Annotated in this window: 8 protein-coding genes; 7 read left to right on the top strand and 1 reads right to left on the bottom strand. The window is 69.0% G+C overall.

Annotated elements, in window-relative coordinates; genetic code table 11:
- Positions 1 to 27: 27 nt before the first annotated feature.
- The gene (locus FHY06_RS17415) at positions 28 to 435 is read right to left on the bottom strand and encodes a TssQ family T6SS-associated lipoprotein (RefSeq protein WP_019657939.1); all 408 of its coding nucleotides are present in this window, start codon (positions 433 to 435) and stop codon (positions 28 to 30) included.
- Between the two features lie 139 nt (positions 436 to 574).
- Between FHY06_RS17415 and tssJ the strand changes: the two genes are divergently transcribed.
- From tssJ to FHY06_RS17380, 7 genes are all read left to right on the top strand, one after another.
- Positions 575 to 1,093: a type VI secretion system lipoprotein TssJ gene (tssJ, locus tag FHY06_RS17410; RefSeq protein ID WP_019657940.1), complete on the top strand. Its 519-nt coding sequence runs from the start codon at positions 575 to 577 to the stop codon at positions 1,091 to 1,093.
- 256 nt (positions 1,094 to 1,349) lie between these two features.
- The gene (tssK, locus tag FHY06_RS17405) at positions 1,350 to 2,645 is read left to right on the top strand and encodes a type VI secretion system baseplate subunit TssK (RefSeq protein WP_240650024.1); all 1,296 of its coding nucleotides are present in this window, start codon (positions 1,350 to 1,352) and stop codon (positions 2,643 to 2,645) included.
- Positions 2,646 to 2,653: 8 nt separating this feature from the next.
- The gene (locus FHY06_RS17400; protein ID WP_126184174.1) at positions 2,654 to 4,060 is read left to right on the top strand and encodes a DotU family type VI secretion system protein; all 1,407 of its coding nucleotides are present in this window, start codon (positions 2,654 to 2,656) and stop codon (positions 4,058 to 4,060) included.
- A complete protein-coding gene (gene tssM, locus FHY06_RS17395; protein ID WP_132751862.1) occupies positions 4,060 to 7,722 on the top strand; it encodes a type VI secretion system membrane subunit TssM in 3,663 nt (1,220 codons plus the stop codon). Before FHY06_RS17400 ends, tssM begins: the two co-directional genes overlap by 1 nt.
- A 1-nt stretch (position 7,723) precedes the next feature.
- Entirely contained in the window at positions 7,724 to 8,437 is a 714-nt protein-coding gene (gene tagF / locus FHY06_RS17390; protein ID WP_019657944.1) for a type VI secretion system-associated protein TagF, read from the top strand.
- An 82-nt stretch (positions 8,438 to 8,519) separates the two neighbouring features.
- A complete protein-coding gene (locus tag FHY06_RS17385) occupies positions 8,520 to 10,598 on the top strand; it encodes a serine/threonine protein kinase (protein WP_126184172.1) in 2,079 nt (692 codons plus the stop codon).
- A 197-nt stretch (positions 10,599 to 10,795) separates the two neighbouring features.
- The gene (locus FHY06_RS17380; RefSeq protein ID WP_184605884.1) at positions 10,796 to 13,375 is read left to right on the top strand and encodes a hypothetical protein; all 2,580 of its coding nucleotides are present in this window, start codon (positions 10,796 to 10,798) and stop codon (positions 13,373 to 13,375) included.
- Positions 13,376 to 13,380: the final 5 nt, after the last annotated feature.

The raw sequence follows: 13,380 nt of genomic DNA, 5'->3' as shown, positions 1-13,380 counted from the left end.
GTGCCTGCGCGGCCGCGATGTTCTTCATCAACGCTTCATTCGCTTGGCGGCCTCGAAGGCGGGGCCCCACACCGGGTGCTTGCGCTCCGCCACGTTGAGCTCGAAGGTCGGGAACGCATCGAGGATCTTGCGGAACTGCAGCCGGCACTCGGGGATCTGGTTGGCCACGCAGTAGCTGAATGCCTCGAGCTTCATCGCATCGAGGCGCGTGGCCGGTTCCGCGCCTTCGAACACCGACACGCCGCCGCTCTTGAGCGTGCTGAGCGCCTTGGCATAGTCGCCTTCGTCATAGGCCTGCTGCGCCTTCTCGAGCGTGGTGCGGGCCACTTGCTGGCTCAGGCGTTCGGGTTGGGGCGCGGGCTCGGGCGGCGGCGTGGTCGTGCAGCCGGCGACCGCAAGAAGAGCTAACGCCAGAGCAGGCAGACATGACTTCAATCTTCTCTCCTACTTTGCAGAAGGCAATGAACAGGCAATGCTTGGAAGGTGTGCCGCTTGATTGCGGCATGCACGCGATGCGCCATCGTAAGGGCGTATGACTTCGATAATATAAGCCGCGAACCCCTGGGAGATTTCAATGCATCGAAGAAGCTTGCTACAAGGCGCACTTGCAACCACACCGTTGTGGGCGGGCCTCATCAGCGGATGCGCATCGACGGCCAAGTCCATGCCCACGCCCTACGCGGTCACGATCAGGATCGACGAAGGCGTCAATCCCGACGGTCGGGGGCAGGCCGCTCCGATCCTCGTCAAGGTCTTCGAGCTGAAATCCTCCGGCAACTTCGAGACGGCAGACTACTTTGCATTACAGGACCGTGACAGAGAGACGCTGAGCACCGAACTCGTCAATGCGGACCAGGCCATCATGCGCAGCGGCGAAGAGCGCGTGTTCAAGCGCGAGGCTGGTCTCGACTCGCGCGCCATCGGCATCATCGCGGGCTATCGCAAGCTCGAAGCCGCTCGCTGGCGCATCGTGCTGCCGCTGAAGGAACCGAAGCAGACGAACCTGTACAAGGTGTGGCAGTTCTCGCCGAGCGAACAGGCCGTGCAGGTCGCCGTGCGCAAGACGGGCATCGAGCTGCTACCAAGTCGTTAACTTTGCACTGAAGGTACTCAATGACTAGTACCAAAGTGCGAAGAATTCATAAGATAAATGCGGTGCAAAACGTAAGAAGCGACGTGTAGCATCGAGATCAAAACAAGTGGACCGGGAGGCCGCTCTCCCGCGCATCTCCCGCTCCGGCGTGAGCACTCCCCAGGAGGTCTTTTTGGTGACAGTTCGCAATCCGGGCGCTGCAAGAAATGGCGCCCATCCGCAGGCATTGGCGAATCGCGTTGTGTGGTCCGAGGGCATGTACCTGCGCCCCCAGCACTTCCAGCAACTGGAACGCTATGTCGAGCAGTACGTGACGCGGCGCACCGCTGGCCTGCAAGGCGCTTACTGGGGTTGGCTGCACCTGGACATCGACCGCGACGCCTTCGCGCTGGGCCGCGTATCGCTGCTCGGCGGCGCGGGCGTGATGCCCGACGGCACGCCGTTCTCGTTCGGCGCCGAAGACGCGCCGCCTCCGTACGAAGTGCCCAGCGAACTCACCGACGAACTCATCGTTCTCGCGCTGCCCCTGCGCAGGCCGGGCAGCGAGGAGGTCATCTTCTCGGAAGACGAGGGCTCGGCCGCGCGCTTCGGCGTGATCGAGCGCGAGGTCAACGACGGCAATGCCGTCGCGCTGGGTCCGGCGGTGCTGCAGCTCGCCGCGCCTCGCCTGCGCCTCGCGCGCGCTTCCTCGCTGACCGCCGAGTGGCAATCCATCGGCGCCGTGCGCGTGATCGAGCGGCGCACCGACCACAAGCTGGTGGTCGACGCCAACTACATACCGCCGGTGCTCGACGCCTCCGCGCACCCCATGCTGCGCAGCATGATCGCGGAGCTGCACGGCCTGCTCACGCAGCGCTCCGAGGCTCTGGCCTCGCGCCTCTCGCAGCCGGGCCGCGGCGGCGTGAGCGAGGTCTCCGACTTCCTGCTGCTCGAACTGGTCAACCGCTATCTCGCGCTCACCTGGCATGCGCAGCAGGCCGTTCAGGTGCACCCCGAGGAGCTCTTCGTCGACTGGCTCAAGCTGGCCTGCCACCTGGCCACGCACACCTCGCCCACGCGCCGTCCGGTGCTGTGGCCGATCTACGACCACGACAACCTCAACGAGTGCATCCGACCGCTGCTCGAAGAGCTCCGGCGTTCGCTGTCGGCCGTGCTCGAGCAGAGCGCCATCGCCATCGAACTCGAAGAGCGCAGCCACGGCGTGCGCGTGGGCCGCATGCCCGACCCGGTGTTGGTGCGCAACGCCGGCTTCGTGCTCGCGGTGCATGCCGACCTTCCGGCCGATGCGATCCAGCAGCGCTTCCCGACGCAGGTGAAGATCGGCTCCGTCGAGCGCATCCGCGACCTCGTGCAGCTGCAGCTGCCGGGCGTGGTGGTGCGTCCGCTGCCGGTTGCGCCGCGGCAGATTCCGTACAACGCGGGCTACCACTATTTCGAACTCGACAAGAGCGGCGACATGTGGCGCCAGCTCGAGAAATCGGGCGGCGTGGCAATGCACCTGGCCGGTGACTTTCCCGGGTTGGCCATGGAGTTCTGGGCCATCCGTCCGTGAGGGACTCTATGAACGGTGTCAACGACATGGCCGTCGGTCCGGGAGGCTTCGTGCCGCCGAATCCCGGCGGCGGCAACGCCAATGGCGACATGGGCGGCATGCCGCCCGCCTCGCGCGGTGCCGGCATGGGCGGCCTGGGCGCGCAGCCCGATTCCTTCACCGCCTGGCATGACGCGCGGCGCCCGCATGCGGGCGACACGGCGCTCGCGGGCAACAACCCGCTCGTGGCCGCGGCCAACCCGCTGCTCGACCTGATCCCGCAGATCCGCGCCACCGGCCACCATCCCGCGCCCTCGCAGCTGCGCGAGCATCTCGTCGACGAGGTCCGCCGCTTCGAGACGCGCGCACAGCAGGCGGGCATCGCGCCTGAAGTCATCATCGGCGCGCGCTACTGCCTGTGCACCGCGGTCGACGAGGCCGCCGCGCTCACGCCATGGGGCGGCAGCATCTGGTCGTCGCAGAGCCTGCTGGTGATGTTCCACAACGAGACCTGGGGCGGCGAGAAGTTCTTCCAGCTCCTGTCGCGCCTGGTGCAGAACCCGCAGCAGCACCTGCACCTGATCGAGCTCATCTATTTCTGCCTGGCGATGGGTTTCGAGGGGCGCTTCCGCGTCATCGACAACGGCCGATCGCAGCTGGAGACGCTCAAGCAGCGCCTGCTGCAGATCATCCGGCAGACGCGCGGCGAGATCCCGGTTCCGCTGTCGCCGCACTGGCAGGACGGCAGCGCCCCCGTGCGCCGTTCGCGCAACTGGCTGCCCGTGTGGGCGGTGGGTGCGGTAGCGGCGGTGCTGCTGATGGGCGTGTTCGCGTTCCTCACCTTCAACCTCGCGGGCCACTCCGACGGCGCCTTCGCGGCCGTCAACGCGGTACGCCTGCCGCAGGCCGAGCGCGCGGTCGTCATGCCGGCGCCGGTGCCGCGCCTGCAGCGCTTCCTCGAACCCGAGATCCGCGAAGGCCTGCTGACCGTGCGCGACGAGGCGGATCGCAGTGTCGTGGTGCTGCGCGGCGACGGCCTCTTCGCCTCGGGCTCCGACCGCGTGCTCGACCGCTATGCGCCCGTGCTCGTGCGCGTGGCCGATGCGCTCAATTCCGTGGAAGGCAACGTGCTGGTCAGCGGCTTCAGCGACGACCAGCCGATCCGCAGCGTGCGCTTCCCCTCCAACTGGCAACTTTCCCAGGCCCGCGCCGACGCGGTGAAGAAGATGATCGCAGCGCGACTTGCGCGGCCCGAACGCCTGCGCGCCGAAGGCCGCGGCGATGCAGACCCGATCGTGCCCAACGATTCCCCCGCCAACCGCGCGCGCAACCGCCGCGTCGAGGTGACGCTGCTGGTGGCGCCGGTGGCTCCCGCGCCTCTCGTTGCGCCCGCACCCGCACCCGTGCCCGCACCGCGCTCCGGAGGCAACCGCTGATGCTGCGCGCCGTCTTCCGTTTTCTCATCAGCCGCGACCTGTGGGTCTTCCTGGGCCTGGTCGCGCTCGCCTTCCTGATCTGGGTCATCGGCCCGGCCATCGCGGTGGGCCGCTACCGTCCGCTCGAGGACGAGATCGTGCGCATCGTGGTCATCGTGCTGATGTTCACGATCTGGATCGTGCGCGTCATCTACCGGAAATGGCGCGAGCGCCGGCTCAACGCGCAGCTGCTCAACCAGCTGCGCACGCCCTCCAAGAGCGAGAAGGAAGCCAAGCCCGAGGACGCGCCCGAGATCAAGGAGCTGCAGAGCGGCTTCACCGACGCCACGAACATCCTGAAGAACATGCGCTTCGGCGCGGATGCCGACGGCAAGCCCGCCAGCCGCTTCTCGCTGTTCGACCGGCAGTATCTCTACCAGCTGCCCTGGTACATCTTCATCGGCGCGCCGGGCTCGGGCAAGACCACCGCGCTGGTCAACTCCGACCTCGACTTCCCGCTGGCCGACCAGCTCGGCAAGGCCGCGGTGCGCGGCATCGGCGGCACGCGCAACTGCGACTGGTGGTTCACCAACGAGGCGGTGCTGATCGACACCGCCGGGCGCTACACCACGCACGAAAGCAACCGCGAGACCGACGAGAGCGAGTGGAAGGGCTTCATCGAACTCCTGAAGAAGTTCCGCCCGCGCCAGCCGATCAACGGCGCGATCCTCACCATCAGCATCGCCGACCTGCCGCTGGCCGACGACGCCCAGCGCGCGCGCCACGCGATGGCGCTGCGCAAGCGGCTGCTGGAGCTGCGCAACGACCTGGGCATCGACTTCCCGGTGTACGTGCTGGTCACCAAGACCGACCTGCTGGCCGGCTTCAACGAATACTTCGGCTCGCTGGGCCGCACCGAGCGGCAGCAGGTGTGGGGCTTCACCTTCCCGATCCAGGGCAACCCGGCGAAGGCCGGTAAGGGCAACAAGGGCGCGGCGCCCGTGGGTGCCGACCTGCGCGAGCGCTTCCACCAGGAATACAAGCTGCTGCACCAGCGCCTGGACGAGCGCCTGCCCGAGCTGCTGGCGGCCGAGTCCGACCCGATGCGCCGCGCTCAGGCCTACCTGCTGCCGCAGCAGTTCGCGAGCTTCGAGGACATCCTCGGCACCTTCCTGGCCGACGTGTTCAATCCGTCGAAGTTCGAGGCCGCGTCGATGCTGCGCGGCGTGTACTTCACCAGCGGCACTCAAGAGGGTACGGCCTTCGACCGCGTGATGGGCGCCATCAAGCGCTACCTGCAGGTCAATGCACCGCCGGCACCGCCGCCGGGCCCGGGCAAGAGCTATTTCCTGAAGGACCTGCTGCAGCAGGTGATCTTCCGAGACGCGGGCGTGGCCGGCACCAACCTGCGCTGGTACCGGCGCAAGCGGGCCATCGACATCGCCGGCTACAGCGTGATCGGTGTGCTGCTGGTGCTGCTGCTGGGCGCCTGCGTGAACAGCTGGCGCAACAACAAGGACTACGTGGCCGAGGTAGACACCAACGCCAAGGCCTTCAACAAGGCCGCAGCGCGCGGCGAGCTGCCCACGGTGGTCGACACCAGCGGCGACATCGCGAGCTCGCTGCTCATCCTCGACAGGCTGCGCGATCTGCCGAAGTCCAGCCACTTCGACATCGGCGATCCGCCCACCTCCTACCGCTTCGGCCTCTACCAGGGCGAGAAGCTGCAGGCCGCGACCGACGGCGTCTACCAGCGCGCCCTCGAGACCGTGCTGCTGCCGCAGGCCGCGCAGCGCGTGGAGCAGTCGCTGCGCGAAGCCGCGAAGAACGACGCCGAATACAGCTACGAGGCGCTCAAGGCCTACCTCATGCTGTACGACGCCGAGCGCTACGACGCCGACTTCCTGCAGGCCTGGCTGCTCACCGACGTCGACCGCAAGATCGGCGCATCGCTCACGCGCGAGCAGCGCGCCAACCTCGAGTCGCACCTGAAGGCGCTGTTCTCGGGCCGCGTGGTGACCTCGCCCTTCGCCAAGGACGACAGGCTCATCACGCAGACGCGCGAGCGCCTGGCCGGCGTGCCGCTGGCGCAGCGCTCGTACGCGCGGCTGCGCCGCATCCTGCTGCAGACCAGTCCGCCCAATGCGTTCAGCATCGCCGAGGCGGGCGGCGCCGAGTCGGCGCTGGTCATCAGGCGCGCGAGCGGCAAGCCGCTGACCGACGGCATTCCCACGCTCTTCACCTACCGCGGCTACTGGGACATCTTCGACAAGCGCATGGCCGAGACCACGCTGTCGCTCGAGCAGGAAGACCGCTGGGTGCTGCAGATCCGCGCGCCCGGCATCGCCGACATCACCTCGCGCGAGCTGCTGCTGCGCGAGGTGCGCCGGCTCTACCTCACCGACTACATCAAGGTGTGGGACGACTACCTGGTCGACATCCGCCTGGCCGACAGCCGCTCGCTGCTGCAGAGCATCCAGATGACGCGCGTGCTGTCGACCGCCGAGTCGCCGATGTCGCGCATCATCCGCGGCGCCGCGCGCGAGACCGACCTGCTGCGCAATCATGACGAGGCCGCGCGCAGCCTGCTCGACCAGGCGCAGAACCGCGTGCAGAGCACGCGCGAGCGCATCGAGCAGCTCATCGGCCAGCCCGACGGCAGCCAGCGCCGCAACACGCGCGTGGACCGTCCCGAGTCGCTGGTGGACAACCACTTCGAGCCGCTGCGACGCATGGTCACCGCGCCCAAGCAGGGCGGACAGGCGCCGATCGACGCGACGGCCGCGCTCATCAACGAGCTCTACAACTTCCTCACCGCCACCGACACAGCGCTGCGCAGCGGCAACATCCCGCCGACCAGCGACGCCGTCACCAAGGTGCAGGCCGAAGCGGGGCGCCTGCCGGTGCCCTTCCAGGGCATGCTGAACGACCTTTCCGCCACCGCCTCGTCGAAGGCTGCGGCGGTGACGCGGCAGAACATCGGGCAGAGCGCGGCGGCCAGCATCGGCACCTTCTGCAACCAGGCGATCGCGGGGCGCTACCCGTTCACGCGCGGATCGAACCGCGACGTGGCCTCGGGCGACTTCGCGCAGCTGTTCGCGCCGGGCGGGATGATGGACGACTTCTTCCAGAAGAACCTCATCACGCAGGTCGACACCTCGGTCAACCCCTGGGCCTTCAAGCGCGGCGTGGACGGCAGCGCCACCGGGCGCTCGGCGTACCTCGATTCGTTCCAGAAGGCGCAGGCCATCCGCGACGTGTTCTTCTCGGGCATGGCGGGCGGGCGCACGCCCTCGTTCACCATCGACATCCGGCCCGAGGACATGGACGCGGCGCTCACGCAGTTCACGCTCGACGTCGACGGCCAGACGGTGCGCTACGCACACGGCCCGCAGGCGCCCAGCACCATCAAGTGGCCTGGCCCGCGCAACAGCAACCAGGTGCGCCTGCAGGTGACCACCGCCAACGGCACGCCGGCAGGCGGCATCGTGACCGAAGGCCCCTGGGCGCTGCACCGGCTCTTCGACAAGGCCTCGATCTCCGCAGGCAGCTCGCCCGAGTCCTTCAATGCCAGCTTCGACCTGCAGGGCAAGAAGGTGGTGCTCGCGGTCACGGCCAACAGCGTCTACAACCCGCTGCGCCTGCCGCAGATGAACAGCTTCTCGTGCCCGGGGAAGTCCTGAGATGAACAGCAGCATTCCTCCGCAGGCCTGGGTGCCCGTCGACGAGCAGATCGGCTGGTACGGCAAGCTGCCCGCCGCCGGCGACTTCCTCTATCGCCGCATGCCGCGCGAACTCCAGGCCTGGTGGGACCGCTGGATGCAGAACGGCCTGGGCAGCTTCAAGCGCTGGCCCGACGCCATGACGCGCCACTACGCGGTGGCACCGGTGTGGAATTTCGCGATCCCCGCCACGCAGGGCGTCGACGCGGTCCAGTTCGGCTGCATCGCGCCGAGCTGCGACCGGGTGGGCCGCTACTACCCCGTATGCATCACCCTGCAGGTGGCCGCGCGCAGCTACCGCCCCTCGGTGCTCGAAGGCTCGGCCGAGTGGTACTGGCAGTGCGGCACCGCGATGCTGCAGGCCATCCGCCACGGCGTGGCGCCCGACCAGTTCGACAGCCAGGTACTGGCGGCCGGCCGTGCGGGCTTCCAGACTGCCAGCGGCGGCTCGGACGACATCCTTTCGATCCTCGGACCTACGGCCGGTGGCGCCAGCGCCCAGCAGCGCCTGGGCTGGCCGGAGCTTCCACTGTGTTTCGACCCGTTCGGCAGCACCAGCTACTGGTGGACCAACCAGGCCGACGGGTCGCCGTTGCGCACAGCCGCCCATGGCGGAGGGCTCAACACGCCGCTGTTTTCCAAGTTGTTTTCGCAGGGACATGTGCCATGGGCATGAACAAGAAGAGCCAGGTCGGCCGATCGATCCAGGGGGGCCATGAGGGTCATGGGGTGGGTCGTCCCGCAGGAGGAACGCAAGCATGACGACCACGCACGGCATCGGAAGCCCGGCGGCCGACGCGCAGGACGAGCGCCCGCATCCGCTGGGCGTGAACCATCGCCTCGACGAGTTCGAACTGCTCGAGGTGATCGGCGAGGGCGGCTTCGGCATCGTCTACCGCGCCTACGACCACTCGCTGCAGCGCGAGGTCGCGATCAAGGAATACATGCCCGCCATGCTCGCGCGCCGCGTGGGCGACAACAGCGTGCACGTGCGCTCGGAGCGCCTCACCGCCACCTTCCAGGCGGGCCTGCGCAGCTTCATCAACGAGGCCCGCACCCTCGCGCAGTTCAGCCACCCGGCGCTGGTGCGCGTGCATCGCTTCTGGGAGGCGAATTCCACCGCCTACATGGCGATCCAGCTCTACAAGGGCCGCACGCTGCGCCGTCTGGCCGAGGAGGAGCCCGGCAGGATCACCGAGCCCTGGCTGCTGGGCATGCTGGGACCGCTGCTGGGCGCGCTGGAGACGCTGCACCGCAGCCAGTGCTTCCATCGCGACATCGCTCCCGACAACATCTTCATCCAGCAGGACGACATGCCGGTGCTGCTCGACTTCGGCGCGGCGCGCAAGTCGATCGCCGACCTCGTCGACGAGGTGGCGGTGATGGTCAAGTCGGGCTACTCGCCCATTGAGCAGTACGCCGACGACAACACGCTGCTGCAGGGCGCCTGGACCGACCTCTACGCGCTGGGCGCGGTGCTGTACCGCGCGGTCACCGGGCACCCGCCGCCCTCGGCCGTGGTGCGCAGCGTGCAGGACGCCTACGTGCCGCTGTCGTCCATGGGCCGCGACGACCTTAGCCCGGCCTTCTGCGCCGCCATCGACCACACGCTGGCCGTTCACAGCAAGGACCGCACGCAGACCGTGGCCGCCTTCGCCGCCGAGCTCGGGCTGGTGAAGCTGGGCGACATCTACGTGAGCGGCATGGGCGTGCCGGCGGTGATCATTCCCGCCGCGCCCGTATCGGCCACGCCGCCGCCTCCGCAACTGACGCCACAGCAGTTCTCTCCGGTGTCGGCGCCCGCGCCGCTGGAGCCGATCGCGACGCCGGTGCCGGTGGCCGTCCCTGAACCGGTGCGCGCTCCTGCGCCAGCGCCGGCACCGCGCGCGGCGCAGGAGGATCGCGGCGCCCGCGCCAAGACCCAGGCCGCGCAGAAGGGCGCGGCTGCCGCGCCAGCACCGAAGCAGAAGCTCAAGCGCCCGCCATGGGGGATGGTCGGCATGCTGCTGATAGCCCTGGTCGCCGTGGGCGCCTGGATCGGCCTGCGCCTCACCTCGGGCATGCAGCCGCAGGAGCAGAAGACCGCGATGGTGCCGGTGCCGCCGCCGAGCGAGCCGATGTCGAGCAACACCGCGCCGCCGGCCGCGATGCCGCCCGCGGCCAACACCGGCACCACGCCTTCCACCGCCGACGGCGTGCCGCCGGCCGTGGCCGGCGGCGCTGCCGCCCAGGCTCCAGCTGCGGCGGCCAGCGCGCCCGTCGCAGGCGCCGCGCCGCTGACGCCGCTCGAAAACGTGCCGGCCTCCACGTCCGGGGCGACGCCGACGACGCCCGCAACGCCCGCCACGCCGGTCACCCCGCCCGAATCCGCGCTCGCCACCGCCGAGGCCGAGGACTGGAACCTCGCGCAGAGCGAGAACACGCGCGAAGGCTACGAGGCCTACCTGCGCCGCTACCGCCGCGGCCTGCACGCCCGCGAGGCGCGCAACGCCATCGCCGAGATCAACCGCGTCTCCCCGCCCTCGGTGCCCGTCGCTCCTGGCACGCAGCCGCCCGGAACCGCCGTCGCAGGTGCCGCTCCCGGCACCCCGGGCGCCACGACCACCGCGCCGGCGGCAGCGCCCGGCATGGGCCGCGTGCTGTTCAACGTCCGGCCCTGGGGCCAGGTGTTCGTCGACGGCGCGGACCGCGGCGTGAGCCCGCCGCTGAAGTCGCTGTCGCTGCGACCGGGCATCTACAACATCGAGGTGCGCAACGGCGATCTCGAGGTGTACCGGCAGCGCGTGACGGTGCAGGACAGCAAGTCGGCGCCCGTGGTGAGCCACGAGTTCAAGTAGCCGGATCCGGCGGCCCGACAGGGCTTTGGCCATAGTCCGCATCCTGCTTTTGCGGGATGGCGCTGCGCGTGGCCGCGCGGGAAGAATGCGTCGCTCCCGCGCGAAGCCGGCTTGATCTCTTCTTTCTTTCTCTCTCGGCCAGTCCGCCTTCCCGTGGGTGTCACCGCAGCCGGCCATCGGCGAGCAGGAGGACGACCATGAGCGCTACGACAAGCAGCGAAGAGGAAGAGCGGCCCGGGACTGCCGCCGCGCGCCGTTCGGAGCGCGTGGCCGTTGTCGCCATCCATGGCGTCGCCGACCAGAAATCCGGCGACACTGCGCGCGCCATCGCCTCGCTGATGGTGAATGCCGGCACGCCGTCGGCTCGCTACAGCCATGGCGACTGCGACAGCTTCATCGTGGCGGTGCCGCCGCTGAAGGCGATGGCCGGCAACCGCTCGTCGAAGCCGCTGCCTCCGGGCTCGACGCGGCGCGTCCAGCCATCGATGCAGGCGCCCGACTCGATGGGAAAGGCCTTCGAGCAATCGCTGCGCTCGGACTTCGTGCGCGATGAGTGGATCGTCGGCAAGGGCAGGCTGGATGCTTCCGCTGGCGCCAGGAACCGCGGTCCCACGCCGAGAGCCATGGTCTCGGCCGACGCGGGCATCGCCTTCAGCGACTACCTGCTCTCCAAGTGGAAGGGCGCCGACAACGAGGCCTACGAAGCCGCTCGCATCCGCATGACCCGCACCGCATCCGCTGCGGGCGCATCGCCGCAGCAGGTGGACGTGCACGAGATGTACTGGGCCGACCTGTCGCGGCTGTCGGGTGTGCTGCCGCGCATCGTCACCGAACTCTTCACCGTCGTGTTCCGCCTCTCGCTGCTGGGGCGCGATGCAGTGGATCGCGCGAGTGCCGAGGCCGGGCTGCGGCAGCCGGACGGCAAGCCACCGCGCCGCTGGCAATGGCTGGCGAACCTGCAGCGAGGGCTGGACTGGGCCTTTTCCAACCTGCTGGCCAACCTGTTCTCGCAGCTGCTGCTCATCGGGCTGCTGATCGTCGCCTGGGGCGTAGCGCAGCCGCACACCGCCGTGCTGCGCACGGTGCTGGCCGTGGCAGCGCCGGCGCTCGCGCTGTGGTGGTACTGCTACCGGTATGGTGCGCGGCCTGCGAACCGCTTCGCTGCGGCAGCCTGCGCGATAGCCGCCACGGCGCTGCTGCACTGGGTGCCGGCGCACTGGGTGGTGGGCGTGGGCTGCCTGGCGCTGCTCGGACTGCTGTTCGACTACGTCCTGCGGGTGGCGGCCGCGCGCTTCCCGGCGATGCGCGCGGTGGGGCTCGCCTTCCTCGCGGCCACGACGCTGCTGTTGCTGGGGCACCTGGTGTCGGCCACGTTCGCGTCCAGGGCGCAAGCGGTCGACCTGCACGACTGGGTGCGCGCCGGCATGCGCGCATTCGAGTTCATGCTGCTGGGCATCGTGATCTGGTGGGCCGCGGCGGTCGTGCCCTTCCTGCTGTGGTTCGTCCTTGGACAGATCGCGGCTCGTGACGGCGATGCCGCGCGCGGCAGCGTGGCGACCGGGCGGTTGGGGCTGATGGTGTCCATGGCTTCCTTCGTCGCTCTCTCGATGGCGATCTGGGCGTTGCTCACCACGCTGGTGGAATTCGGCGCAGAGGGAACTTCGTATTGCCCGCTGATCTTCGACGTGGCCTCGGGCTGTTTCGACAAGGGCTCCAACTTCCTGCACCAGCGCTATCTCCGCAGCACCGAGACCTTCGTGCTCGCGGCAGGCCTTACGCTGGCGCTGCTGCTCTACATGATCGTGGTGCTCGTGCCCAGCGTGCTCGCCGAAATCAGGAACGGCGTAGGCACGGCGCAGGATCTGGGGCGTTGGCTCAGCGGCGGCTACCGCCGGCTCGAAGCCGTCGTCACCGGGCTTGCGGCAACCAGCGTGGTGGTGGCTGCCGTCGTCGGCGTCGTGCTGCTGCTGGCGCGCTGCGGCATCTTGCCGAAGGACCTGATAGGCGGCGCGTACATCGAATGGTTCGGGCCTCTGTCGGAGAGCGTGCTCAAGCCCCTGGTACTCAGTGCCGCCACCGCGGCCGCGGCGCTCTCGGCCTTCGGCGGGGTGCTGTCCCGCTACGTGCCCTGGCTGCGGCTGCCGCTCGACGTGGCACTGGACGTGGACAACCATTTCCGCGAGTTCCCGCGCCACGCCATCCCGCGCGCCCGGATCTTCTCGCGCTACGTGGCGCTGCTCGAACACCTCGTGGCGCAACAGTACGACCGTATCGTGATCGTGGCGCACAGCCAGGGCACGGTGATCTCCACCGAACTCCTGCGCTACCTGCAGCACCGCGCGCAATGGCAGGCCGATGCCGGCATCGAGGACCGCGTCACGCGGCTGTGGCCGCAGCTGCAGGGCAAGCTTCACCTGCTGACCGCGGGTTGCCCGCTGCGGCAGCTGTACGCGGCGCGCTTTCCGCTTCTCTACGAATGGGTGGGCCGGGCCAGGACGCCGGGCAACAGCGGCCCGCTCGCCCGCGACGTCGGCGCCAACCGGTGGGTCAACCTGTACACCACCGGCGACTACGTCGGCCGCTGGCTATGGTGCGACCCGCCTCCTGCGATCGACACCGTGGGCGGCCATGCGACGCTCTGGAACCCGGCGCCGGCCTTCGCGCCGGGGCCCTACGGATCGGAGCATGACGTGTGCATGGGCATCGGCGCGCACACCCACTACTTCGAGCAGGGCGGGACTCATGCAGCGCAGTGGATCGATTCGCTGGTGAGCTGAGGGTC

Source organism: Variovorax atrisoli, from assembly GCF_014195185.1.
GTDB lineage: Bacteria > Pseudomonadota > Gammaproteobacteria > Burkholderiales > Burkholderiaceae_C > Variovorax > Variovorax atrisoli.
This window is presented reverse-complemented; position numbering and strand designations above follow the sequence as displayed.